Consider the following 24,306-nt stretch of genomic DNA (forward strand, 5'->3'; position numbering starts at 1 on the left):
CAACGGCAGCGTGCATAACAGCGCGACGGCCGAAGGCACGCCGCCGAGCACGCCGACGAACCCGAACCCGCCGGTGGTGACGACGCCGCCGAGCGAAGTGGACGTGCCGCTGACGCAGACGCCGGGCTTGGATTCGACCAAGTCGATGACGGGTTACGAGGATGTGGACGGCAGCGGCAGCCTGACGTTGGGCGACGTGATGACCTACAGCATCGTTGTCACCAACACGGGCAATGTGGATCTGCGCGGGGTGACGATCGAGGATCCGCGTCTGACGCCGAGCTCCACGGCGTGCGCCGTGGTGCCGGTGGCGGGTACCTGCGTGCTGACCGGCACCTCGCCGGTGACGCTGGCGGATGCCGATGCAGGCCAGGTCGTGAACGTGGCGACGGTGACCGTGGTGGAAATCCCGGGCACGCCGACGCTGCCGCCGGAACTGTGCCCGGCAGGTTCGACGGCTGCGGTCTGCCATCCGACCACGACCACTGACATCAGCCAGACCCCGGCCATTGCCACCACCAAGACGGCAACGTTGACCGTGGACAACGAGACGCAGGGCAAGGCCAACATCGGTGACGTGATTACCTACGCGGTGACGGTGACCAATACCGGCAACGTGACCCTGACCAATGTGACGGTGGAAGACACGCTGGAAGGCCGCGCGCCGACCACGCTGACCTGCGCACCGACCACGCTGGTTCCGGGCCAGACCGCGACCTGCGACAGCTACACGCACACGGTGACTGTGGACGACGTGAACCTGTATGGCGACACGCTGGACAACAGCGTGACCGCGACCGGTACGGCGGCGACCGCAGGTGGCGTCACGATCAGCGTGACCGCGCTGGGTTCGGCGGAAGTGCTGATCGAAGCCGATCCGGTGCAGGTGCGAGTGATCAAGACCGCCGGTTCGCGCGATGTCAAGATCGGTGACCTGGTGCGCTACACGCTGACGGTGAGCAACACCGGCACCACGCCGATGGTGGACGGCATGATCGTGGATACCCCGCCGGCCGGCTTCACCTATGTGGACGGTTCGCTGGTGGTCAACGATGCCGACGATGCGGGTCGCTTGGTCGGAACCTATCCGATCAGCGTGGATCGCATCGACATCCCGGCGGGTCAGACGGCCACGATCACCTACCTGCTGCGCGTGGGCGCGGGCGTGCGCGCCGGCATCCACACCAACAGCGCGCTGGTGCGTGACGATGGCGAAGTGGTCTCGAACGTGGCAACCGCCGACGTGCAGATGACTGCCGACCCGCTGCTGGAGGAAACGCTGGTGCTGGGCACGGTGTTTGATGACCGTGACCGCGACGGCTGGCAGGACAGCGCTGCGATGAGTGGCATCAGCATCCAGGGTGGTTTTGCGCCGGGTGCCTATGTCGCCAACTCGACCACGGTGGATCGAGGTCAGGGCCCGCAGCCGGAAGCCGACGCCAGCTCGCCGCTGCTGCACGGCATCGCCATCGGTGATATCGCCGGTCGCGAGTCCGATGCGGATCCGGCTGCGCGCCGTCGCGTGGTGGTGAGCCAGGTGCTGAGCGCGCTGGACTTCACGGATGACTTCGTGCTGACCAGTGAGCAGGGCGTGACGCTGCGCATGGATGCGGCCGGCAACACCCGCATCGAGCGCAACGGCAAGACGGCGAAGGATCTGAGCGCCGCCGAGCCGACGGTTGCCCGCAAGGTCAGCCAGGTCGAGAACGGCTATCGCGTTGACTACGTCATCGAGAACAACGGTGTCGATGAGCGCGGTATCCCGGGCGTGCGGATTGCCTCGGTGGAAGGCCTGCTGGTGGAAACCGACCAGTACGGTCGCTACCACCTGGTCGGTGTCGATGGCGGGCGCTGGGAGCGTGGTCGCAACTTCATCCTGAAGGTTGACCCCGCCACCCTGCCGCCGGGCAGCGAGTTCACCACCGACAACCCGCTGCTGCGTCGCGTCACCCCGGGTCTGCCGGTGCGCTTCGACTTCGGCGTGAAGCTGCCGGGCGGCCTGATCGAAGGCGGCGAGCAGAAGATCGAGCTGGAGCTGGGCGCGGTGCTGTTCGATCCGGAAAGCGCAGTGCTGCGTGAGCAGTACCAGCCGCTGGTCGAGAAGATGGCAGCCAAGGTGCGCGAGAACGGCGCGGGTGAAGTGGTGATCGCCGCCAATGGCGGGTCGGAGGCCCTGGCCTACGACCGCGCCAAGGCGGTCCGCGACGCCCTGCTGGCGAAGCTGGAGCCGGAGCTGGCGCAGCAGACCACGGTCAGCCTGCGTACCGACCTGGCCGATCCGCGCAGCACCCTGCTGTCGCTGGGCGAGTCGCCGATCCTGGGCACGGTGTTGTTCGATACCGACAAGCACGCCATCAAGCCGGAGTTCGTGCCGGTGATCGAGAAGATCGCTGCCGACATCGAGAAGCTGGGTGGTGGCGTGATCGGGGTAGTGGGTCATGCCGACCGCCGTGCGTCCGATGCCTACAACATCGCGCTCGGCATGCGTCGCGCCAAGGCCGTGTACGAGGCCATCGCCGCCAAGCTGAGTCCGCAGACTCGAAGCAGGTTGCGAGTGGAAATCAGTGATGACCCGACAGCCCCTGTCGGCCTGAAGAGCCGCTGAGGGGAACGGTGATGAAGATGAAGATGAAAGCTCTGGATTGCGCCCTGATCGGCATTCTCGCGAGCCTTGCCTCGCAGGCTGCATACGCGCAGGAACAGCAGGTGGCGGCAGATGCCGTCACCTGCACCGATGCCGCCTGCGCCGATGCGAATGGCGAAGTGCTGATGCGGGTACGCACGCGCGGTGAGCGCCAGCCGCTCACCGTCAATGCGCCCGAGGAATCACCGGCGCTGCAGCCTGACCGTCGCGTGACGGTGGAAACCGAGCAGCGCGGCAAGGCCGTGGCCATCGGCAAGTGGTCGGTGCAATTGCCCGGCGGCGGCGTGATCTGGGCCACCGAAGACCCCAACCTCGGGCAGCCACGGCTGGACGTGTCGGCCACGTCGCAGGTGCCGTTCGATGGCACCCGCGTCACCCGTCCGGTGCGCTTCTACATCTACAACAACTACACCGCGTTCATCGATCGGCTTGAAGTGCTGGTGTTCCGTGCCAGCGACAGCGATCTGGTCACGCCGCTGGCTACCGTGCAGCTGAATGCTGCGGCGGTGGTCGATGGCGAATGGGACGGCACCTTGCCGGCGGGCTTCCAGGCCCGTGCCGGCGATGAACTGGCCTATGTCGTGCGTGCCTACGGCAAGGATGGCTCGTTCGACGAAACTTATCCGCACCGCTTCCAGCTGGTGACGCCGGACGAGGCCGAACGCGGTGCCCTGAGCCTGCGCACGGCCACCGAGCGCAAACTCGGCCAGAGCCTGGACACGCAGCAGGCCGAGGCGCTGAGCCAGATCGACAGCACCTTCGGCAACAACAGCCTGCGCGTGCAGAACATCCCGATCTACGGTTCGCGCATCCGCATCCAGGGCCGCAACCTGCCGGAAAACAGCAGCGTGACCATCAATGGCCGCGCACATCCGCTGGACATGGAGCGCAAGCTGGTTGCCGAGTATCTGGAACCGGTGGGCCAGCACCATTACGACATCGCCATCAACGGTGGTGCGCTGGCCGCACCCATCCAGAAATCGCTGGATGTCGATGTCAGCGGCAAGTACATGTTTGCGGTCGCATTGGCCGATTTGACCGTGTCCGGCAACAACGTGTCCGGCTCGATCGAACCGCTGGCCGGCGACGAACACTTTGAAAAGGACCTGGTGGTCGATGGTCGCCTGGCCTTCTATCTGAAGGGCAAGGTCAAGGGCAAATACCTGGTCACCGCGCAGGCGGATACCCAGGAGCGCGAGATCAGCGAGCTGTTCACGGGCTTCTGGAACGCCGACCCGCAGGACATCTTCCGCCGCCTTGACCCGGACCAGTACTACCCGGTCTATGGCGATGATTCCACGACCTACCGCGACGTGGACACCATGGGTCGCCTGTACGTGCGCGTGGACTGGGACAAGAGCCAGGCGCTGTGGGGCAATTTCAACACCGGCATCACCGGCACCGAGTACGGCCAGTATTCGCGTTCCCTGTACGGCGGTGCGCTGAGCTGGCGCAGCCGTCGCAGCACCGCGCTGGGCGAAGCCGGCAGCGAGCTGAAGGCCTTCGGCTCCGAAGCGCAGACCGCCCCCGGTCACAGCGAGTTCCTCGGCACCGGCGGCAGCCTGTACTACCTGAAGCACACCGACGTGCTGCCGGGTTCGGCGCAGGTCGTGCTGGAAGTGCGCGACCCGACCACGGGCCGCACCGAAAGCCGCGTGCAACTGCTGGAAGGTGCGGATTACGAAATCGACAGCATGCAGGGCCGGATCATCCTGAGCCGCCCGCTGTCGATGATTACCCGCGAGAACGTGCCGACCCTGACCCGCGACACGCCACTGGATGGCCTGTCGCAGGTGCTGCTGGTTGACTACGAATACCTCCCGCACGGGTTCGACGCCGACGATGTCACCGCTGGCGTGCGCGGCAAGCACTGGTTTGGCGATCACTTCGCCATCGGTGGCACCTACATCGACGAAAACCGCGCCGGCGACGACTACACCCTGTCCAGCGTCGATCTGACCCTGCAGGCCGGCCGCGGCACCTACCTGAAGCTGGAGCACACCCGCAGCGAGGCCACCAGCGCCCCGGTGTTCTTCTCCAGCAACGGTGGCCTGAGCTTCACCCAGATCAACCCGGTGCTGGGCGCGCGCGAAGGCGAGGCCAGCGCGGTCGAGGCGCGTGCCAACTTCAAGGAGCTGGGCTGGACCGCGCTGGACTGGTCGGCCGGTGCCTGGTGGCGTCAGGTGGATGCCGGCTTCTCCGTTTCGCGTTTCGATACCGGCGCGGACATCGAGGAACACGGTGCCGAACTGCTGGGCCAGTTCACGCCCAACTTCAACATCTACAGCCGCTACAGCCTGGCCGAACGTGGTGCCGAGTCGCTGGAGCAGGCGCAGGTGACCGTGGAATGGCGGATGAGCGACTTCGCATCGTTCAGCGCCGAACTGCGCCGCATCGAGGAACAGCGCCTCACCGGCGACGCCACCGGCGTGCTGGCGGCGTTGCAGTATCGCCACCGCTTCGGCACCTCGCTGGAAGTCTATGGCACCGCGCAGTTCACGCTGGAGGACGATGGCGGCAACTACGCCGACAATGATTCCGTCACCCTCGGCGCGAAGTACCTGTTCGGCAACCTGTCCAGCGTCAATGCCGAGGTCACCAGCGGCGACCGTGGCGATGCCGCCATGATCGGTGCCGAGTACCGTCGTCGCGCGGATCATTCGATCTACGCCAACTACACCTACTCGACCGACCGCAGCGCGTACGACCCGCTGTTCAACAATCGCCGCGATACCGGCTGGACCCTTGGCCAGCGCTGGCGCTTGTCGAACCAGGTCAACGTGTTCAACGAAAGCCAGTGGCTGAAGTCGCCGAGTGAATCCGGCCTTGCCAACACCTTCGGCATGGACTTCTACCCGGCGCAGGGCTGGACCTTGGGCTTCACCCTGCAGCACGCCGATCTGGACACCGTGGCCGGCGGCGTGGACCGTGATGCCGTCAGCATCAACGGCGGTCGCACCTCCAATGCCACCCAGTGGCAGAGCAAGCTGGAGTGGCGGCGCGACACCGGTGCGGAGCGTCGCGAACAGTGGGTGACCACCAACTATCTGACCCACAAGGTCAACGAGAGCTTCCGCATCGCCGCGCGTTTCAACTATTCGCGCACCGAGGATGAATTGCTGGCGCAGGCTGGCGCGAAGTTCGTCGAAGGCAACCTGGGCTTCGCGTGGCGTCCGTGGGACAGCACCCGCTGGGCGCTGTTCGGCCGCTACACCTACCTGTACGACGTGTCCTCGCTGCCGCAGATCGGCACCAATGTCGCCTACTACGACCAGCGCAGCCAGGTGCTGTCGCTGGAAGGCGTGTACATGCCGAGCGACCATTGGGAGTTTGCCGGCAAGCTGGCGCGCCGCGAAGGCGAAGTGCGCATGGGTCGCCTGGAAGGCGTGTGGGCGGATTCGGCCACCACCTTCGTGGCCGGCCAGGTGCGCTACGAACTGCGCGGGCAGTGGCATGCACTGGGCGAGTTCCGCTGGCTGGGCGTGAAGCAGGGCGGCGACAAGTCCGGCTTCCTGGTGGGCGTGGATCGCGATGTCGGCAAGAACTTCCGCGTTGGTGTTGGCTACAACTTCACCGATTTCAGCGACGACCTCACCAACTTTGACTACGACCACCGCGGGTTCTTCCTGAACCTCACCGGGCGCTATTGAGAAAGGCAGGCAGCAAAATGACTCAGTTACACAAAGACAGGCAATCACTGCGCCGCTGGCTGCAAGGCACGGCCATGAGTGGGTTGCTGGCTGTCGCGGGATTGTTGTCGTTGGCGATGCCCGGCACTGCAAATGCGCAGGTCGCCGGCACCTGCCGATTGGCCGAGCCAAACTCTCTGGGGCAACACGTATCGGAGATTTGCTGGTTCCAGTTTGGCACCACGGGCGAGATGCTGAACTCCGGCACCACGCGCGATTACGATTTCGAGCTGCCGGATGGCTCCCACGTCACGCTGACCATCGCCGTGACGGGAGGCACCTATACGCCGGTTGCGCAACGTGGCCTGCAAGTGACGCAGGCACCGACCTGGACAGGCTCCAACTTCAGTGGCAACAGCAATTATTACAAGATCGAGACGCCGAACTCGGCGGCGCTGTACCCAGCCGTAAATGGGGGCGCGAACTACGTGACGATGACCGTGTCCAGCATCCGCTTGTTCCGCCCGAACGGCACCGAGGTGACCGACGTTCCGTTCGAGATCGTGTTTGCCGATGCCGAACGCCTGAACTCCAACCCGGAATACCTGGATTTTGGCGTGGTCACCGGTGGCAATGCGTTCCAGGTGCTGGAATGGCTGGGCCCAGGCGGTGCGGGATACAACGTCGAATCGGGAACGCCGGGCACCATTGCCCCTCTCATCACTTCGCCGTGCTGGAGCGGTGGCGCATCGGGTGCGAAGACGGGCGTGGACTGTCGTCGCTATCGCGGCACCGCCAATGGCGTCGATGCTTCGGCAGTGGTGCTGACAACCCAGCGTGATATCACCTCAAGCCAGCCGTTCACCGTGACCGGGCAGGTGTATTCCTCGGGCATGCAGGGTTTTGCCATCGGCGTGCGCTGGGGTAGCCTGCGTCTGCGCAAGCAACTGCCCAATGGCAGGGTCCAGGCCAGTGACCAGTTCAATTTCCAGATCGCCAATGCCGCAGGCACCGTGGTCGCCCAGGACGTGACGACGGGGACTGGCACCACCTCCGACTGGATCAGCACCACGGCCATGCCGGGCAATATCTTCACGCTTACCGAATCGATGGCGAGCGGCTCGGCCTCTGTGCTGGGGCAGTACAGTTCCTGGGTGCGCTGCGTCGGTGGCGTGCAGGGCGGTGGCACCACCACCACCATCATCGACCAGGCCTACAGCCCGTCCAACCCGCCGCAGATCAACCTGGATGCCACGATCAGCGAGCCTGGTTACAACATCGACTGCGAGTTCATCAATACGCCTGCGGAGTTCGACCTGGAAGTGCAAAAGGCGCTGACCTTGGTCAATGGCGCTGCCCTCCCCAGCGGTGGCAAGGTTGCACCGGGTGACAAGCTCACCTACACGATCACCATCGAGAACAACGATACGGTGCAAGCCATCCTGCCCGTTGGCGCAGTGGTTGAAAGCCTGCCAGACGGCACCACGCTTGATGCAACAACCGTTGACTTCACCTGCTTCCTCAACAGTTGCAGCAACGTCAATGCGCTCACGATCGCGCCGGGGGCAAGCGCCACGCTGACCTTCGTGGTCAATGTGGACAATCCGCTGAGCACGAGCATCACCGAGATCAAGAACAACGTGGTGGTCACCGGGGTGGATTGCACGGCAACGGGCAACACCTGCAGCCATGAAGTGCCGGTATCCAGGGATGTTGACCTGTCGATCATCAAGACCAATGGTATGGATACGGTTACACCCGGTGCCCAGATCACCTACACGGTCACGGTGAACAATGCCGGCCCGGCTGCTGCCAATGGTGCGGTGGTGAGCGACACCCCCACCTCCGGTCTGAGCAACTGCGCGGTCACCGCCTGCGCCTCGGGCAACGGCGCGTCCTGCCCGGCCAGTGGCGACTGGGCCAGCTTGCTCACGGGTGGCGTGGCCATCCCGGCCCTGCCCAATACCGGCAGCGTGATGTTTAGCGTGGGCTGCACCGTCACGCCGTAAGGCGGGCGCGGTTGCAGTTTTTGCGTGTTGATCCGGCCAGCCCCAGTGCTGGCCGGATTTGTTTTGGGCGGTGCCATCGCCCAATCGCCTTAAACTCGTCGCCATGCACGACGCCCCTCAAGACGCGCCCGGTTGGAAGCTGCACGCGCGGCAGCGTCTGCCGCTGTATTGGCAGCTGGTGCGCGGCGACCGCCCCATCGGCTGGCTGCTGTTGCTGTGGCCGACGTGGTGGGGGCTGTGGATTGCCGCTGAAGGCGTGCCGCCGCTGTGGCCGTTGCTGGTGTTCTCAGTGGGGGTGTGGCTGACCCGTGCCGCCGGCTGCGTCATCAACGATTACGCTGACCGCTGGCTGGACGCCAGCGTGGAACGCACCAGGCATCGCCCGCTGGCGACCGGCGCGGTGTCCGGGCGCGAGGCGCTGGCTGTGTTCGCGGTGCTGATGCTGGTGGCGTTCGCGCTGGTGCTGACGCTGAATCGCCTGACCATTTACATGAGCGTGGTCGGCGTGTTCCTTGCCGCCAGTTATCCGTACCTGAAGCGCTACACCTACCTGCCGCAGGTGTATCTGGGCATGGCCTTCGGCTGGGGCATCCCGATGGCGTTCGCCGCGCTGACCGGCAGCGTGCCGCCGCTGGCGTGGGTGCTGTACGTTGCCAACATCTTCTGGGCCACCGCCTACGACACCTGGTATGCGATGGTGGATCGCGAGGACGACATCCGCATGGGCGCAAAGTCCACCGCGATCCTGTTTGGCGAGATGGATCTGGTTGCGATGGGCGTGCTGTACGCCTGCATGTTCGCAGCGCTCATGCTGGTGGGGCGCGAGGTGCAGATGCCGTACTGGTATTGGGTGGGGCTGGGCGTGGCGCTGCTGCTGGTGTTGTACGAGTTCGCCATCGCCCGCACCCGTGAACGTGCGGCCTGCTTCCGCGCCTTCCTGCACAACAACTGGGTGGGCATGGCGATCTTTGTCGGCATCGCGCTGGATTTTGCCCTGCGCGCGTGAGGGCAGGCACAGGCATGGGCAGGCACAGGGGCCTGCCCCTACGGGTTCATGGCGATGTGTAGGGGCAACCCCCCGTGGTTGCCCCGCGCCATCTACGCCACCCGCGCGCAAACCCACGCATCCACCCGTTGCGCGCCTGCCTTGCGCAGTGCGATGGCGGCAGCGTGCAGGGTGGCGCCCGTGGTCATCACGTCATCGAGCAGCACCACATGCGCGGGAAGTGTTGACGCCGCATCGACGCGAAACGCCCCACGCAGGTTGCGGCGGCGCGCGTTTGCATCCAGCCGCGATTGCGCGCGCGTGGATTTTTGCCGATGCAGTAGTTTGGCGCGCAGTGGCAGTGCCAGCGCGCGTGCCAGCAGCTTTGCCAGCTCCAGCGTCTGGTCGTAGCCACGCTGGCGCAGGCGCATGCGATGCAGCGGCACCGGCACCAGTGCATCCGGGCGCGGCAGTGTGGCGAAGCGTTCGGCCATGCATTGCGCCAGCACCCGGCCTGCGGCGAAGTCGCGGTGGAACTTCAATCGCGGCAGCAGCCGATCCAGCGGAAAGGCGTAGTCAAACGCGGCATGCACGGCATCCAGCGGTGGCGAATGCTGTAGACACGCGCCGCAGGTGCCTGCATGTGGCAACGGCAGGGCGCAGCGTTCACAGGCATTGTCCAGCCAAGGTAAATCGGCATGGCAGGCGTTGCACAGGTCGCGGCCCGGCATGCCGGCCTGCCCACACACCAGGCAGCGCGGGGCGAACAACCAGCACAGTGGCGCGCGCAGACGGCTGTCAACTTTCGATTGACTGGTTTGGTTGACGGTGATGGTCATGCGGCCCAGACTGCCGCATCGCAACCAGCCCGTCAGTCAGGAAACTCCCATGCCTGCCGTAGCCAAACTCCCCGATTCATTCCCGGTGCGCCACGACTGGTCGCGCACGGAGGTCGAAGCCCTGTTCGACCTGCCCTTCACCGAACTGCTGCACCGCGCCGGCAGTGCGCATCGCCAGCATTTCGATCCCGCCGAGGTGCAGGTTTCGACACTGCTGTCGGTCAAGACCGGCGGCTGCCCGGAGGACTGCGGCTACTGCCCGCAGGCCGCGCGCTACCACACCGGCGTCAACGCGACCAAGCTGATGGAAACCGACGCCGTGGTGGAAAAAGCGAAGCAGGCCAAGGCTGCCGGCGCATCGCGCTTCTGCATGGGCGCGGCGTGGCGTTCGCCGAAGGACCGCGACATTCCGAAGGTGGCAGCGATGATCCGCGAGGTGAAGGCGCTTGGCCTTGAAACCTGCGCAACCCTCGGCATGCTCAGTGGCGATCAGGCGCACGCGCTGCGCGATGCCGGCCTCGACTACTACAACCACAATATCGATACCGATCCGGAGTTTTACGGCGACATCATCCACACACGCGAAGTGCAGGATCGCTTCGACACGCTGGCGCATGTGCGCGATGCCGGCATGAAAACCTGTTGCGGCGGCATCGTCGGCATGGGTGAATCGCGCCGCCAGCGCGCGGGGCTGTTGCGCACGCTTGCCAACCTGCCGGCGCATCCGGATTCGGTGCCGATCAACCGCCTGGTGCAGGTGGAAGGCACGCCGCTTGCAGGCACGAAAGAGCTGGACCCGTTCGAGTTCGTGCGCACGGTGGCGGTGGCGCGGATCATCATGCCGAAGTCGATGGTGCGCCTGTCCGCCGGGCGCGAAAGCATGAGCGACGAATTGCAGGCGCTGTGCTTCGCCGCCGGTGCCAATTCGATCTTCTATGGCGAAAAATTGCTGACCACCGGTAACCCGGACACCGAGCGCGACATGGCGTTGTTTGCACGCCTAGGCCTGCGCCCGATGCAGGTAGCAGCGGCGGAAGACGACAGCATCGATGCCTGCACAGCGACGGTGCATGCGGGTATTACCGAAGCGGCATAAGAAAGATCCGTCATTCCGGCGAAGGCCGGAATCCAGCTTTTCGTACATCACAAGAACTGGATTCCGGCCTTCGCCGGAATGACGAGAATTAAGCATGGCGAGAGATTCACTACTTGATCGTATTGGAGATGCGCATGCACAGCGCGAAGCCCTGCATCGACAGCGCACGCGGCGCACGGTAATGCGCCGCGAAGGCGTGGCGTGCAAAGTCGATGGCAAGGCCCTGCTGGACTTTTGCAGCAATGATTACCTCGGCCTGTCGCAACACCCGCGCGTGGTCGCCGCAATGCGCGAAGCAGCCAGCGCCGGCGGCACCGCCTCGCATCTGGTCTGCGGCCACCATGCGCAACACGAAGCACTGGAACAGGAACTGGCCGATTGGTTGCAGGCACCACGCGCGTTGCTGTTCGGCAGCGGCTACATGGCCAACCTCGCCGTCATGCAGGCGCTGCTGGGCGCGCGCGATGTCTGCGTGCAGGACAAGCTCAACCACGCCAGCCTGATCGATGGCGCGCGGCTGGCAGGTTGCGATTTCAAGCGCTATCCGCATGGCGATGCCGAAGGCGCGGCGCGGCAACTGGCCGCGCATCCGGATGGTGCAGCATTGCTGGCAAGCGATGGCGTGTTCTCGATGGATGGCGATGTTGCGCCGCTGCGCGCACTGGCATCGGTTGCGCGAACGCACGGTGCAACGCTCTATATCGATGATGCGCATGGCGTTGGCGTGTTGGGCGAAGCGGGGCGCGGCAGCGTGGATGCAGCGGGACTTGATGCGTCCGATGTGCCATTGCGGCTGGTCACCTTCGGCAAGGCGCTGGGTGGTATCGGCGCGGCGGTGGTGGGCGATGCGGCCTTGATCGAACACCTGCTGCAAACCGCACGGCCCGGCATCTACACCACGGCATTACCGCCCGCGCAGGCCGCAGCCACGCGGTCGGCGTTGCATATCGCGCGAAGCGATGAAGGCGATGCCCTGCGTGCGCGCCTGCATGCAAACATCGCGCGTTTCCGCGAAGGCGCAGCACGGCTTGGCCTGAAGCTGATGCCTTCCACCACGCCGATTCAACCGATCCTGATGGGTGCAGATGCCGATGCGCTGTCGCTGTCACGCGCGCTGGAAGAACGTGGCTGCTGGGTTGTCGCGATTCGCCCGCCCACGGTGCCGGAAGGCAGCGCGCGCTTGCGTGTCACCTTGAGCGCAGCGCACGAAGCGGCGCAGATTGACGCATTGCTGGAAGCGCTGAGTGGCGTAGTCGGAATCTAGCTTGTGACATATGCTTTCTTCCTTCTCCCCGCTGTGCGGGGAGAAGGTGCCGAAGGCGGATGAGGGGGAACACACCGCAAAAACACCCTCACCCGGCTTCGCCACCCTCTCCCGCTAGCGGGAGAGGGAAGGAGCACAAAGAACGCCGAGCTAGCTCGGTTATTTCAGCCCCACAACCGCAGCCGCAGCAATTCCGCCACGCGCGCGGTTTCTCGCAGTGGCTGCGCATCGAACATCGCCAGTGCATCGTCCAGCGGGCGCACGCGACCGCGCGCGATCAGTGCATCAAGGAAATGACGAAGTCGTCCCTGCGTGGCATCGGGCGACCACGCAAACACCGGCGCGCGGGTGGCGGTGGCTTCGCTGAGCATGTTCACCGAATCCGGTGTGCAGATGATGCGCGTGGCATGCGCCAGCAGGCCGGCGTAGGGATTTGCGCCATCGCCGGTGTCACGCCAGCGCAGGCCGGGTAGATTGGCATCGACATCACCCAGCGCCTTGCGCCATGACTCTGGCGTGCGACGCGACGCGGCCACGCTGAAACTGCCGCCTTCGCTGCATGCGCGCGCTGCCAGCGTGCGCAGCAGTGCGGCGAAGGCGTCATCGCCCAGTGGTGCATGACGGGTCGGGCCACCGACCAGCAGCACGGTATGCGGTGCGGGCAATGTGTTGAACTGCCCAAACGCGGCGCGCGCCTGCGCCAGCCAGTCGTCATCGACCGGATGCAGGCTACCGAGCGTGGTGATGACGTTGCCGCCGCGCAGGCCGTCGTGTTCCGGTGCAATCACGATGTCCCAATGGCGAACATCGAGGCGCGGGTCGAGGATCTGCACGGCCTTGGTTCCGCGCGCGTGCAGCAGGCGCGTGGCAAGCGCGGCCTGCCTGCCGCAGCCGATGGCGAGCTTCGGTGGTGCTTCGCATGCCGCATGGAACGCAGGCCCGAATGCGCTTTCGCTGCCGGGCAAGCGCCGCGGTGCCAGCCAGCGCCACGGCGCATGCGCCGTCAGCACGACCTCGCTTGCTTGCGGATCAAGCGCACGCGCCAGCGCCAACGCCTGCCGGGCGTTGCCGGCGCGGCCATCGTGCAGGGCGCAGATCGCGCTCATGCGCATGCACCGCGTCGTTGCACGGGAGGAATCGATCCGTTCCGGGGGCAGCACATTTGCTTCACCCGCGGAACTCTACACTGTGCGCCTTCGCCATCTTGCCGAGAACCGCATGCTGCATGCCCTGCCCGATGCCGCGCTGGATCAGCTGTTCCGCACCGCGCGCACCTACAACGCCTTTTCCGGCGACGTGTCCGACGACACCCTGCGCCAGCTCTACGACTTGCTGAAGTTCGGCCCCACTGCAGCCAATGCCACGCCCGCACGCTTCGTGTTCGTGAAGTCGCCGGAAGCCAAGGCGAAACTCGGGCAGGCGCTGGATCAGGGCAACTTTGAGAAGACCATGTCCGCGCCGGTGACGGTGATCGTTGGCTTCGACGAGGATTTCCACGAGAAGCTGCCGGTGCTGTTCCCGCATATCAATGCCAAGGCGTGGTTTGAAGGCCCGCGCGAGAACCGCTTCGTGCCGGCGTTTCGCAATGGCAGCCTGCAGGGCGCGTACCTGATCCTGGCCGCGCGTGCGCTGGGGCTGGACTGCGGGCCGATGAGCGGCTTCGACAATGCCAAGGTCGATGCGCTGTTCTTCGCCGGCACCGCGATCAAGTCCAATTTCATCGTCAACCTTGGCCAGGGCGACCCGGCCAGCATCTTCCCGCGTTCACCGCGTCTGGGCTTCGATGAAGCCTGCCGCATCGAATAAGCACGTTTCCTCTCTTTTCACGGAGCCAAGCCATGAAGACCATCCGCACCCTGATCCTGCCGTTTGCCATCGCCGCCACGCTTGCCGCCTGCGGCAACAAACCCGCCGAACAGGCCACTGCGCCTGTTGCGGCCGAAGCCACCGAAACCGCGCCGGAAGCCGCACCTGCGGTGGAGGCGGTGCAGGCCGCATCCGGCACCTACACGCTTGATGCCAGCCATACCGATGTGCTGGCGACGTGGAGCCACTTCGGCCTGTCCAACCCCAGCGCGCACTTCGGCAACGTGGAAGGCACGCTGGTTTATGACGCTGCCGACGTGAGCAAGTCCTCGGTGCAGGTGACCCTGCCGCTGTCCGGCATGAATGCGTTCAGCGCGAAATTCGACGAACACCTGCGCAGCGCGGATTTCTTCGATGCCGCCAAGTTCCCGGTTGCCAGCTTCAAGAGCACCAGCGTTGCATCGGCCGGCGTCAACAAGCTGACCGTCACCGGCGATCTGACCATCAAGGACATCACCAAGCCGGTCACGCTGGACGTGACCCTGAACGGTGGCGGCGCGCATCCGATGAAGAAGGTGCAGGCGATTGGGTTTGATGCCACTGCCGTCATCAAGCGCAGTGATTTCGGCGTGGGTGCGTATGCGCCGAACGTGAGCGATGAAGTGGAACTGCGCATCACCACCGAAGCCACGCAGGCCGAAGCGCCGGCAGCAGACGCCGCGCCGCAGGGTTGATGCGGTGATCGTCGAGCGCCCGTCCGCCGCGCGCGGTGACATCCATCATGGCTGGCTGCATGCGCGGCACTCGTTCTCGTTCGGGCATTACCACGACCCGGCGTGGATGGGCTTCGGCCCGCTGCGCGTGATCAACGAGGACGTGATCGCCGCAGGCGGCGGCTTTGCCCCGCATCGCCACGCCAACATGGAGATCGTCACCGTGGTGCTGGACGGCGCGCTGGCGCATCGCGACAGCACGGGCAATGCCGGCGTGATCCGCGCCGGCGACGTGCAATGGATGAGCGCCGGGTTCGGCATCGAACACAGTGAATACAACGGTTCCGATGCCGAGCCGGTGCATCTGCTGCAGATCTGGATCCAGCCGGACCGGCTCAATGCGCAGCCGGCCTATGCGCAGCAGCGTTTCGATCCCGATGCGCGGCGCGCGCATTGGGCGACGCTGGTGTCGCCCGATGGCGTGGAGGGTTCCATTGCCATTCGCCAGCAGGCCAGCCTGCGCGCCACCCGCCTGCTGCCCGGTGATGCGGTGACGGCGGCGCTCGACCCCACGCGCCGCTACTGGCTGCAGGTCGCCGCTGGCGAAGTGGCAGTCGGCGAGCGCGTGCTGCACGCGGGCGATGCGCTGGGCCTGGTGGACGAGGGCGGTGAGCTGGCCCTGCGTGGCATCGGCGAAACCAGTGACGTGTTGTTGTTCGATTTGCCGCTTTAGGTTCGTCATCCCGGCGAAAGCCGGGATCCAGCTCTTGCGCGCGGTCATCCCGCGATTTTCCGTGCATGTGTAAAAAGCTGGATCCCGGCTTTCGCCGGGATGACGGCAAAAAAGCTAGACTTGCGCAGTTCCCGCACGCCGCAGCCGCATCGCCATGGCCGATTCCAGCACCGCTTCCAACACCCAGCAGCGCCACGAAGTGCGCCGTGCCGACCTGCCGCTGAGCTGCCCGACGCCGGCGATGGCGCTGTGGAACGCGCATCCGCGCGTGTATCTGCCGATCGAGGCCGACGGAGGTAAGTCGCAATGCCCGTACTGTGGCGCGACTTACGTATTGATCGACTGATTTGCGGCGGACGATGCGCCGCCTGACCGTCGTGCAACTGTTGCCGGAACTGGATTCCGGCGGCGTCGAACGTTCCACCCTGGAAATCGCCGAAGCGCTGCTGCGCGATGGTCATCGCGCCGTGGTGGTGTCTGCCGGTGGTCGCCTGCTGCCGCAGTTGCAGGCGCTGGGTGCGCAGCACATCACGCTGGGGATCGGGCGCAAGTCGCCGCTGGTGCTGCGCCATGTGCCGGCATTGCGCCGGCTGTTTGCCGACGTTGATGCCGACATCGTGCATGCACGCTCGCGATTGCCGGCGTGGCTGGGCTGGCGCGCGTTGCGCGGCATGCCCGTAGCTGCACGCCCGCATTTCGTCACCACCGCGCACGGCCTGAACTCGCCCTCGCGCTACAGCGCGATCATGGCGCGTGGCGAGCGCACGATCTGCGTCTCGCACACCGTGCGCGATTACCTGCTCACGCATTACCCGGCGCTTGATCCCGCGCGGCTGGTGGTGATTCCGCGCGGCATCGATCCCGCTGCATTCCCGCACAAGCCTGCGCCGGATCACGCGGCGCGTGCGCGCGTTGCCGCATTGCATCCGCAACTTGCTGGCGATGGCCCGCTGCTGCTGATGCCCGGTCGCGGCACGCGGCTGAAGGGCCATGCCGATGGCATTGCCCTGCTGGCGCGGCTGCGCGCCGAAGGGCGCGATGCGCGGCTGTGGATGCCGGGGGCAGTGCAGGCCGGGCGCGCGGCCTATATCGAAGAACTCATGCAGCTGGCTCGTGATACCGGCGTGGACGATGCGCTGGCGATGACCGAAACCACGCCCGCCATCGCGCAGGCCTATGCCGCCAGTGACTTGGTGTTGCAGTTGTCACGCAAGCCGGAGGCATTCGGGCGCACGGTGGTCGAAGCACTGGCGGTCGGTCGCCCGGTGCTGGGCTGGGATCATGGCGGCGTTGGCGAACTGCTGCGCGAATTGCAGCCCGCAGGCGCGGTGGCGACGTTCGATGCCGATGCACTGGCGCGCACTGCGGCCGCACTGCTGGACGATCCACCCGTGCCAGCAGCTACGATGCCGTATTCGTTGCAGGCGATGCAGGACGCCACCCTCGCCCTGTATCAGGCATTGGAGGCAGGATGAATTCGACGACGGTTGCGACCGCAGCACCGGGCTGGCGCTGGGCACCGGCCTGGGTGCTGGCTTTCGTGGCGCTGTGGCCGGCACCCGGCTATGCCGAAGGCGTGCTGGTGCTGGGCGCGCTGGCCGGTCTGGTGAAGCTGGTCGCCAGTCGCTTCCGTGGCAGTGCGGCGTTGCTCGGCGGGCCGGCATGGGCGCTGACCACGGTGCTGTTCTTCGCCTACTGGCTGCCGCAGGCGATCTCCGCCGTGGATGCGCCGAATACCCTGGGCAAGGGCGGTGCGCTGGGCGATGCGCTGGTCGATCTGCGCTACCTGCCGTTCCTGTGGGTGGTGGCATCGGCGGTGGCGAACGAGGAAGGCCGGCGTCGCACCTTCAACGGGCTGGCGATCATCGCCGGCATCTGGACGCTGGATGCACTCATCGAAGCAGTGAGCGGCACCAGCCCGCTGTTCTGGCTGCTCGATCAGGCCAGGCAGGGCATCAGCGGCAAGGGCATGTGTACGGCGGCGGAAGTGGCGGCGGCGGATCGCCTCAGCGGCATCCTCGGACCGTGCAATCTCAAGCTGGGCGTGGTGCTTGCCAGCCTGTCGCCGTTCGCGCTGGACGCGGCGCAGCGCTGGTTTGGCCGCACGGGCTGGCTGCTGGCGGCGCTGGGCATCGGTGCCGTGGTGATGCTGGCCGGTGCGCGTGCGGCATGGCTGACCTATGCGCTGGTGCTGCTGTGGAGCGGCTGGCGGCTGCTGGGCTGGCGACGCCTGCTGGGCGTGTTCCTGGCCGGCGCGTTGTCGCTGGGTGCGGCTGTGGTGTTCTCGCCGGAGTTGGGCGCGCGCATGCAGCGCAGTGCCGGTGTGCTGCAGGGCGATGCCGAAGGGGTGGATCATGCGCTGTCGGGCCGCGTGCGGATCTGGTCGGCGGCGACCTGCATGGTGCGCGAGCATCCAGTCAATGGCGTGGGCGTGGGCAAGCACGGGTTCCGGGTCGCGTTCCCGGATTGCGACCCCAATCCCGCCGAGCCGGCGGCATGGGGCGAAGGCCCGGCCCTGCACGCGCACCAGATCGTGCTGGAAGTGCTGAGCGAAACCGGCGTCATCGGCCTGTTGCTGTGGCTGGCCGGCGCGGCGCTGGCATGGCGCGCATGGCGCTATGCCGGCATCGATGCGCGCGAACGCACGCGCCCGGCGATGCTGGCACTGGCGGTCAGCGTGTTTCCGTTCAACACGCATCTGGCCGCGTATTCCACCTTCTGGGGCGGCGTGCTGTTGCTGCTGGCGGCGCTGTATGCCGGCAGCCTGTGGGGACGTGGCGCGCGGATCAGCGATAGCGCGGTGGCGCGCCTTCGGGCTGGCGCTTGAAGCGCCGGTGCAGCCACAGGTATTGCGAAGGCGCCTGCCGCACCATCGATTCGATCGCGGCATTGACCATGCCGGTGTCGGCCACGGCATCGTCGGTGGGGAACGGTGCCAGCGGCTGGCCGATGCGCAGCAGGTAGCGGTCGTTTTCGCGACGATGGAAAAACGGCACCACCGCGCAGCCGGTCATCCGCGCGAACTGATGGGTGGCGGTAATGGTGGCGGCAGGCACGCCGAAGAATGGCGCGAACACCGTGTCCTTGCCGCGCATGTCCTGATCCGGCGCATACCAGAGGAAGCCGCCGCGCTTGAGGTGGCGGATCGCGGCGCGGGTGTCGCTGTTGCCGAACATCGCGCAGGCGTAGCCCAGCCGCCCGCGCAGCACCGCCCATTCCATCACCGGGCTGCGATGTTTGCGATACATGCCGGCCAGCGTGACGTGGTCGCACATCAGCCGCCCGCACATCTCCAGGGTCATGAAATGGCCGGAGACCAGCAGCACGCCGCGTCCTTCGGCCTGCAATGTTTGCAGGATGTCGAGTCCTTCGATTTCCACGCTGCGCCGCATCGGCGTGGCATCGCCCCACCATGCGCGGGCGAACTCGAACAGGCCGATGCCGACATCGCGGAAGTTTTCGCGCAGCAGCGATTCGCGCGTGGCATCGTCCAGCTCCGGCATGCACAGCGCGATGTTGGCGCGGGCCGCTTCGCGGCGGTCGCGCAGCAGGTGCAGCGCCAGCCAGCCCACGCCCGCGCCCAGCCAGCGTTGCAGGCCCCAGGGCAGGCGCGCCAGCGCCATGCACAGGCCTACGCCCAGCCACACCGGCCAATGACGGGGCCCGCGCGGCGGCGGTGGAAGTTCGCTGCGATTCATGCCGGGGATTCTAACGGCGTGGCCTGCTTCGCTATCCTGTACGCATGCGGGCCGACCTGACAGAACGCGTGCTGCGTGGCCTGTATTCGGCTGCGCTGTACCTGCTTGCGCCGGTCACCCTGTACCACCTGATCTGGCGCGGGTTCCGCCAGCACGCCTATTTCCAGCGCTGGAACGAGCGCTACGCCCGCTATGCGGAAGGCATCGCGCCCGCGCCGCTGTGGCTGCATGCGGTGTCGGTGGGCGAGGTGAATGCCGCTGCACCACTGGTGAATGCACTGCGCAGCCAACGCCCCGACTTGCGCATCGTGGTGACCACCATCACCCCGACCGGCTCCGAGCGTGTGCAGGCGCTGTGGGGCGATGCCGTCACCCACGTCTATCTGCCCTACGACCTGCCCGGCGCGGTGGGCCGCTTCCTCGACCACTTCCGTCCGGCGCTGGCGCTGATCGTGGAAACCGAGCTGTGGCCGAATTTGCTGTTCGGCTGCCGTGACCGTGGCATTCCCGTACACATCCTCAACGCACGCCTGTCGGCGCGTTCGCTGCGCGGCTATCGCGTGCTGGCACCGCTGATCCGGCGTGCGCTGGCCGGTGTGCGATTGGTCGCGGCGCAGTCGAAGGACGATGCCCGCCGCTTCGTGGCGCTGGGCGCGCCCGCCGAGCGCGTGCAGGTGACCGGCAACCTGAAGTTCGACATGGCACCGGTGGAAGCCGGTGATTTCGTCCGAGATTTCGATGTGCATCGCGCCGCAACCGGCCCGGTGTGGATCGCCGCCAGCACCCACGAGGACGAGGAAGCGCCGGTGTTGCAGGCGCATCGGCTGCTGTTGCAGTCGCATCCCGATGCGTTGCTGCTGTGGGCGCCACGGCATCCCGAGCGTTTCCGCGCAGCGGCGCAGCAGGCCCGCGATGCGGGTTTCGCAACAGCGACCCGCAGCGGCGATCACTGGCCCGCCGCTGGCACGCAGGTGTTCGTGGCGGACACGCTGGGTGAGTTGCTGCGTTTCTACGCCTGCGCGCAGGTGGCCTTCGTCGGTGGCAGCCTGCAAGCCATCGGCGGCCACAACCTGCTGGAGCCCGCAGCCACCGGCACCGCCATCCTCAGCGGCCCGCATCTGCACAATTTCGCCGACATCGCCCGCCGCCTGCGCGAGGCAAAGGCGATGCAGGTGGTGGACGATGCCGATGCATTGGCGGCGGCGCTGCGCGCGCTGTTCGACGATGCCGCCGCGCGCGATCAACTGGCGGCGAATGCCTCACGCCTGCTGCAGGACGGGCGCGGCGCGCTGGCACGCACATTGGCGTTGATCGGGCCGGTGTTGCCGGCGGATTGAATGGCGAATGCCCGTAGGCGGGGAGCTTGCTCCCCGCACGATGCGCGGCAATGTGCCAAGCAAGCTTGGCACCTACAAAAGCACGCATCCCGATGCCCGTAGGCGGGGAGCTTGCTCCCCGCATCACCCGACATGATGTGCCGAGCAAGCTTGGCACCTACAAGCAATATCACCTGCGCGGCGCGAGTGTCTTGTGCATCACCCAATGCTCGTACTGCCGGCCGTCTTCCATCGACAGTGCGGCACCGGCAATGCGGAACCCATGCGTGCGGTAGAAGTTGATCGCTTCCTCCGCCTGCTTGCCCACCCGCAGCCACATGCAGGTGGCTGCGCGTTCGCGGGCAATGCCGCAGGCATGCTCCAGCAGGCCTGCAGCGACACCCGCGCCGCGATGACGCACGCGCACGTAGAGCCGGCGCAGTTCCACCGAACCACGCATCCAGTCTGCGGACGGCGTGCGCCCGCCCCAGCGCAGTTGCAGGAAGCCCTGCATGCCCTCGCGGCCATCGGCCACCAGCGTGTCGGTGTCGGCGCGATGCAGGTCGTGCAGCATCGCGTCCTCGTCGTGTGCATCCGCTGCGATGCGTCCGCTCATTGCCACCCAGGGCTCACGCAGCAGCAACACAAGCGCTTCGGCGTCTGGCGCGTGGGCGCAGCGTATTTGCGTGTGCTTGCCGTGCATCGGGGCGATTCCGAAATTGACCGCGCGCGGCGCAGGCAGCGGCATGCGCGGGGCGGGGTGGCGGGGAAGTGGCATGGCGTTCATGGGCGTGTCTCGTAGAGATATGTGGCGGGCGCTGCGAAGGCTTCATTGATGGAATCGATGGTTTCGCCACAAACCCGCCAAATATTTTTCGCACCTGCATCTGCAGGTGCCGAGCTTGCTCGGTGCATGCGGGGAGCAAGCTCCCCGCCTACAGGTTTCGGGATATGTGTTTTTGTAGGTGCCAAGCTTGCTTGGCACATGCGGGGAGCAAGCTCCCTGCCTACGGTTTCGGGATATGTGTTTTTGTAGGTGCCAAGCTTGCTTGGCACATGCGGGGAGCAAGCTCCCCGCCTACAGGCTTTGTGTGCGTGCCAAAAAACAGGGGCGCCGAAGCGCCCCTGCCCCTTCCCTGCCCACTCACAGGTCACGGGAAAACGAAGTGATGCGGATTGAGTGGGACTGCGGGCATGCGCCCGCCCGCATCACAAATCGAAGCCCAAACCGGCGCCGGCGGAGGTTTCGCCGCCGCTGAAGCTGCCGCCGACGGTGAACGAACCACGGTCACCAATGCGCTTGCCGTAGCCAATGGAGATCGCGCCCTGGTTGCCCTGGCCGCCGATACCGATGGCCAGCCGGCCATTGGCAGACGCGCCGCTGGCGGCATTGACCGCCATGTGGGTCATCGCGCTGCCCATCGCACCGATCTTGTCGATGCGGCGGTCAGTCTGGGCAAAGCGCTTGTCGATCGACTGCTGGTACTGGGTGAATTGGTCGTTCCACGCCGCGAACTTCTGGTCGGTGTAGGCATTGGCCGACGACAGCGTCTGCGTGGCCTTGGTGTCGGTATAGGTTTGCGATGCCGTCAGCGTGGCGGCATCACCGGCATCCGCGTATTGCTGTGCAGCGCCGAGCGTCGCGGCATCACCGGCATCGGCGTATTGCTGCGCCGCGCCGAGGGTCGCGGCATCGCCCGCATCCGCGTATTGCTGCGCAGCGCCGAGGGTGGCGGCATCGCCGGCATCGACATAGGCCGTGTCCATCACGCCACCCACGCCCGGTTCACCCTGCGGGCCAGACGGGCCTGCCGGGCCGGGTTCGCCTTGCGGGCCAGACGGCCCAGCCGGGCCTTGCGGGCCGGGTTCGCCCTGCGGGCCTTGCGCGCCGCCACCGCCACCGTTCGCGGCCAGCGAGGTCAGCATGCTGTCCACCGCGGCAAAGGCATCGGCCACGGTGCTGTAGTTGTTGCCCTGAATGGTGAAGGTGGGGCCGGTGAACACGCCGTTTGCCCAGCCTGCGCCACCGCCGAAGGCATTGGCCACCGGCAGCAGGTTGGTGCCGCCGCCCAGGGTGATGCCTGCCACTGCGGCGTTCAATTGGCGCAGGTTCACGGCATCGAAATCCTCGGTGCCGTCGGCCACGTGGATGATCTGGCGCTCCTTGCCGGTGCTGCCCACGCTGACCGCATAGTCACGGTCGGCCACGGCCTGATAACCAATCGCGGTGCTGCCCAGGTTGTACGCCGTGCTCATGTAGCCGATGGCGGTGCTGAAATCCGCACCGGCGCGGTTGCCATAGCCGAAGGCGTTGCTGGCGTAGCCGTCGGCTCCGTTGCCGTAGCCGATCGCGCTGGAGAGGCTGTTGTACGCCTCGTTGTAATAACCCACGGCAAGGCTGTAGTTGCCGGCGGCAGAGGAATAGACGCCGATGGCGGTACTGAAGTTGCCGGATGCGCCGACACCCGCGCCCACGGCAACGGCGGACTTGCCGGAGGCGCTGGCGAATTCGTCCGCATCCTCAAGACCGTCGTTGTCCAGGTCCATCCAGCCGGACACCGCAACGCTGCCGATGCCCGATGCGTTGCCCTTCGCGCCAAGCGCGGTGGCGCGAAGGCCCGTGGCCGTGCTCATGTAGCCGATGGCGGTGCTGTTCCCGTTTTGCGCCTTGGAGCCAAAGCCGAAGGCGCTGCTTTGTGCGCCACTGGCGGCGTTGCCGAAACCGAACGCGCTGCTGGAGATGCCGGTGGCATCGTTGTCGTAGCCGTACGCGCTGCTGAAATTGGCGCTGGCGATGTTGAGGGAGCCGAAAGCCAGACTGCCCGCACCGCTGGCGGCGTTGCCGAAACCGAACGCGCTGCTGGAGAGGCCGGTGGCATCGTTGGCGCGACCCACCGCGCTGGAGTAATTGGCGGCGGCAAGGTTCTGCGAGCCCACTGCCGTGGAGTCGCTGGCTTGGGCGATGTTGCCGTAGCCGAACGTGCTGCTGCGGATGCCCAGCGCCTGATTGGAACGGCCAACGGCGCTGGACGCATCGCCCTGGGCGCGGTTTTCCGCACCGAAGGCCGAGGACAGCACGCCTTCGGTGATGTTGCCGTAGCCGAAGGCCGAGCTGTTGGTGGCAAAGCCGTAGATGTAGTTGTTGCGGCCGAACGCGGAGGCGTTGCCGGCCTTGACGGTGTTGCGGGCACCGAACGCAAGCGAGCCATCGGCTTCCGCCTTGTTCCAGCGACCGCAGGCGAATGACTCGTCACCGTTGGAAACGGAGTCGCCGTAGTAGTTCTGGTCGGTGTGCGTGTACCAGCCGGTCGAGCACATGTCGCTGCTGTAGTCATCGGCCAACGCGGGCGTGGCGGCAACGGCCATCAGCAGGCCAAGGGTCAATGCGTTGTATTTGAGGGTCTTGCGGGTCATGGTCGTATCTCCTGTGAGTGGGCATACCCCCGGCGGTGGAGCCGCATCGGGGTTCACAAGGGAAATCGACGGTTCCGACTCAAACCCGCCAAATATTTTTCGCACCCGCATCCGCAGGTGCCGAACGGGTGTGCGGGCTGTAGGTGCCGAGCTTGCTCGG

General features: G+C 66.0%; 18 protein-coding genes. 13 read left to right on the forward strand and 5 right to left on the reverse strand.

Going from position 1 to position 24,306, the window contains the following annotated elements; translation table 11 throughout:
* The 4 genes from QM612_RS04585 to ubiA form a co-directional block, all read left to right on the forward strand.
* Positions 1–2,605: OmpA family protein (locus tag QM612_RS04585; protein WP_415252715.1), on the forward strand; the 2,605-nt coding region annotated here is incomplete at its 5' end.
* A gap of 17 nt (positions 2,606–2,622) precedes the next feature.
* Positions 2,623–6,294 carry a hypothetical protein gene (locus tag QM612_RS04590; protein WP_415252716.1) on the forward strand — a complete coding sequence of 1,224 codons (3,672 nt, stop codon included), beginning with the start codon at positions 2,623–2,625 and terminating at the stop codon, positions 6,292–6,294.
* 17 nt (positions 6,295–6,311) lie between these two features.
* Positions 6,312–8,282, forward strand: coding sequence for a hypothetical protein (locus tag QM612_RS04595; protein ID WP_415252717.1), 1,971 nt, complete (start codon positions 6,312–6,314; stop codon positions 8,280–8,282).
* Between the two features lie 103 nt (positions 8,283–8,385).
* Complete coding sequence (gene ubiA / locus QM612_RS04600; protein WP_415252718.1) at positions 8,386–9,288, forward strand: 4-hydroxybenzoate octaprenyltransferase; 903 nt, start codon at positions 8,386–8,388, stop codon at positions 9,286–9,288.
* Between the two features lie 92 nt (positions 9,289–9,380).
* Here the strand turns inward: ubiA and QM612_RS04605 are convergent, their stop codons facing one another.
* Positions 9,381–10,106: a ComF family protein gene (locus QM612_RS04605; protein WP_415252719.1), complete on the reverse strand. Its 726-nt coding sequence runs from the start codon at positions 10,104–10,106 to the stop codon at positions 9,381–9,383.
* A gap of 49 nt (positions 10,107–10,155) precedes the next feature.
* Here QM612_RS04605 and bioB point away from each other — a divergent pair, with 49 nt between their 5' ends.
* Positions 10,156–11,202, forward strand: a complete 1,047-nt coding sequence (gene bioB, locus QM612_RS04610) for a biotin synthase BioB (RefSeq protein ID WP_415252720.1) — start codon at positions 10,156–10,158, stop codon at positions 11,200–11,202.
* A 94-nt stretch (positions 11,203–11,296) separates the two neighbouring features.
* On the forward strand, positions 11,297–12,466 hold the full coding sequence (bioF, locus tag QM612_RS04615) for an 8-amino-7-oxononanoate synthase (RefSeq protein WP_415252721.1): 1,170 nt from the start codon (positions 11,297–11,299) through the stop codon (positions 12,464–12,466).
* A gap of 164 nt (positions 12,467–12,630) precedes the next feature.
* On the opposite strand, the gene QM612_RS04620 is transcribed toward bioF, so the two are convergent.
* Positions 12,631–13,572, reverse strand: a complete 942-nt coding sequence (locus tag QM612_RS04620; protein WP_415252722.1) for a mitochondrial fission ELM1 family protein — start codon at positions 13,570–13,572, stop codon at positions 12,631–12,633.
* 112 nt (positions 13,573–13,684) lie between these two features.
* On the opposite strand from QM612_RS04620, the gene QM612_RS04625 reads away from it, so the two are divergent.
* The 6 genes from QM612_RS04625 (at position 13,685) to QM612_RS04650 (ending at position 18,545) form a co-directional block, all read left to right on the forward strand.
* The gene (locus tag QM612_RS04625; RefSeq protein WP_415252732.1) at positions 13,685–14,272 is read left to right on the forward strand and encodes a malonic semialdehyde reductase; all 588 of its coding nucleotides are present in this window, start codon (positions 13,685–13,687) and stop codon (positions 14,270–14,272) included.
* A 32-nt stretch (positions 14,273–14,304) separates the two neighbouring features.
* Positions 14,305–15,006: a YceI family protein gene (locus tag QM612_RS04630; protein WP_415252723.1), complete on the forward strand. Its 702-nt coding sequence runs from the start codon at positions 14,305–14,307 to the stop codon at positions 15,004–15,006.
* Positions 14,930–15,718 (forward strand): pirin family protein, encoded by a 789-nt coding sequence (locus QM612_RS04635; protein ID WP_415252724.1) that lies wholly within the window; start codon positions 14,930–14,932, stop codon positions 15,716–15,718. Before QM612_RS04630 ends, QM612_RS04635 begins: the two co-directional genes overlap by 77 nt.
* A 154-nt stretch (positions 15,719–15,872) precedes the next feature.
* Complete coding sequence (locus QM612_RS04640) at positions 15,873–16,064, forward strand: zinc-finger domain-containing protein (RefSeq protein ID WP_415252725.1); 192 nt, start codon at positions 15,873–15,875, stop codon at positions 16,062–16,064.
* Between the two features lie 13 nt (positions 16,065–16,077).
* On the forward strand, positions 16,078–17,193 hold the full coding sequence (locus tag QM612_RS04645; RefSeq protein ID WP_415252726.1) for a glycosyltransferase: 1,116 nt from the start codon (positions 16,078–16,080) through the stop codon (positions 17,191–17,193).
* Positions 17,190–18,545 (forward strand): O-antigen ligase family protein, encoded by a 1,356-nt coding sequence (locus QM612_RS04650; protein WP_415252727.1) that lies wholly within the window; start codon positions 17,190–17,192, stop codon positions 18,543–18,545. Before QM612_RS04645 ends, QM612_RS04650 begins: the two co-directional genes overlap by 4 nt.
* Here the strand turns inward: QM612_RS04650 and lpxL are convergent.
* Positions 18,505–19,416: an LpxL/LpxP family Kdo(2)-lipid IV(A) lauroyl/palmitoleoyl acyltransferase gene (gene lpxL / locus QM612_RS04655; RefSeq protein WP_415252728.1), complete on the reverse strand. Its 912-nt coding sequence runs from the start codon at positions 19,414–19,416 to the stop codon at positions 18,505–18,507. The genes QM612_RS04650 and lpxL overlap by 41 nt on opposite strands.
* Before the next feature lie 44 nt (positions 19,417–19,460).
* Between lpxL and waaA the strand changes: the two genes are divergently transcribed.
* Positions 19,461–20,753, forward strand: a complete 1,293-nt coding sequence (waaA, locus tag QM612_RS04660; protein ID WP_415252729.1) for a lipid IV(A) 3-deoxy-D-manno-octulosonic acid transferase — start codon at positions 19,461–19,463, stop codon at positions 20,751–20,753.
* A 169-nt stretch (positions 20,754–20,922) separates the two neighbouring features.
* On the opposite strand, the gene QM612_RS04665 is transcribed toward waaA, so the two are convergent.
* Entirely contained in the window at positions 20,923–21,510 is a 588-nt protein-coding gene (locus QM612_RS04665; RefSeq protein WP_415252730.1) for a GNAT family N-acetyltransferase, read from the reverse strand.
* 431 nt (positions 21,511–21,941) lie between these two features.
* Complete coding sequence (locus QM612_RS04670) at positions 21,942–24,146, reverse strand: hypothetical protein (RefSeq protein ID WP_415252731.1); 2,205 nt, start codon at positions 24,144–24,146, stop codon at positions 21,942–21,944.
* Positions 24,147–24,306: the final 160 nt, after the last annotated feature.

The organism is Thermomonas sp. (assembly GCF_047606765.1).
Taxonomy (GTDB): domain Bacteria; phylum Pseudomonadota; class Gammaproteobacteria; order Xanthomonadales; family Xanthomonadaceae; genus Thermomonas.

Excerpts from the sequence above, each read along its gene's own strand:
- QM612_RS04650 (WP_415252727.1), top strand. The coding sequence starts at position 17,190 with ATGAATTCGACGACGGTTGCGACCGCAGCACCGGGCTGGCGCTGGGCA.
- QM612_RS04620 (WP_415252722.1), bottom strand. The coding sequence starts at position 13,572 with ATGAGCGCGATCTGCGCCCTGCACGATGGCCGCGCCGGCAACGCCCGG.
- QM612_RS04625 (WP_415252732.1), top strand. The coding sequence starts at position 13,685 with ATGCTGCATGCCCTGCCCGATGCCGCGCTGGATCAGCTGTTCCGCACC.
- bioF (WP_415252721.1), top strand. The coding sequence starts at position 11,297 with ATGGCGAGAGATTCACTACTTGATCGTATTGGAGATGCGCATGCACAG.
- QM612_RS04605 (WP_415252719.1), bottom strand. The coding sequence starts at position 10,106 with ATGACCATCACCGTCAACCAAACCAGTCAATCGAAAGTTGACAGCCGT.
- QM612_RS04640 (WP_415252725.1), top strand. The coding sequence starts at position 15,873 with ATGGCCGATTCCAGCACCGCTTCCAACACCCAGCAGCGCCACGAAGTG.
- QM612_RS04635 (WP_415252724.1), top strand. The coding sequence starts at position 14,930 with ATGAAGTGGAACTGCGCATCACCACCGAAGCCACGCAGGCCGAAGCGC.
- QM612_RS04595 (WP_415252717.1), top strand. The coding sequence starts at position 6,312 with ATGACTCAGTTACACAAAGACAGGCAATCACTGCGCCGCTGGCTGCAA.
- QM612_RS04665 (WP_415252730.1), bottom strand. The coding sequence starts at position 21,510 with ATGCCACTTCCCCGCCACCCCGCCCCGCGCATGCCGCTGCCTGCGCCG.
- lpxL (WP_415252728.1), bottom strand. The coding sequence starts at position 19,416 with ATGAATCGCAGCGAACTTCCACCGCCGCCGCGCGGGCCCCGTCATTGG.
- QM612_RS04590 (WP_415252716.1), top strand. The coding sequence starts at position 2,623 with ATGAAGATGAAAGCTCTGGATTGCGCCCTGATCGGCATTCTCGCGAGC.
- bioB (WP_415252720.1), top strand. The coding sequence starts at position 10,156 with ATGCCTGCCGTAGCCAAACTCCCCGATTCATTCCCGGTGCGCCACGAC.
- QM612_RS04670 (WP_415252731.1), bottom strand. The coding sequence starts at position 24,146 with ATGACCCGCAAGACCCTCAAATACAACGCATTGACCCTTGGCCTGCTG.
- ubiA (WP_415252718.1), top strand. The coding sequence starts at position 8,386 with ATGCACGACGCCCCTCAAGACGCGCCCGGTTGGAAGCTGCACGCGCGG.
- QM612_RS04630 (WP_415252723.1), top strand. The coding sequence starts at position 14,305 with ATGAAGACCATCCGCACCCTGATCCTGCCGTTTGCCATCGCCGCCACG.
- waaA (WP_415252729.1), top strand. The coding sequence starts at position 19,461 with ATGCGGGCCGACCTGACAGAACGCGTGCTGCGTGGCCTGTATTCGGCT.
- QM612_RS04645 (WP_415252726.1), top strand. The coding sequence starts at position 16,078 with ATGCGCCGCCTGACCGTCGTGCAACTGTTGCCGGAACTGGATTCCGGC.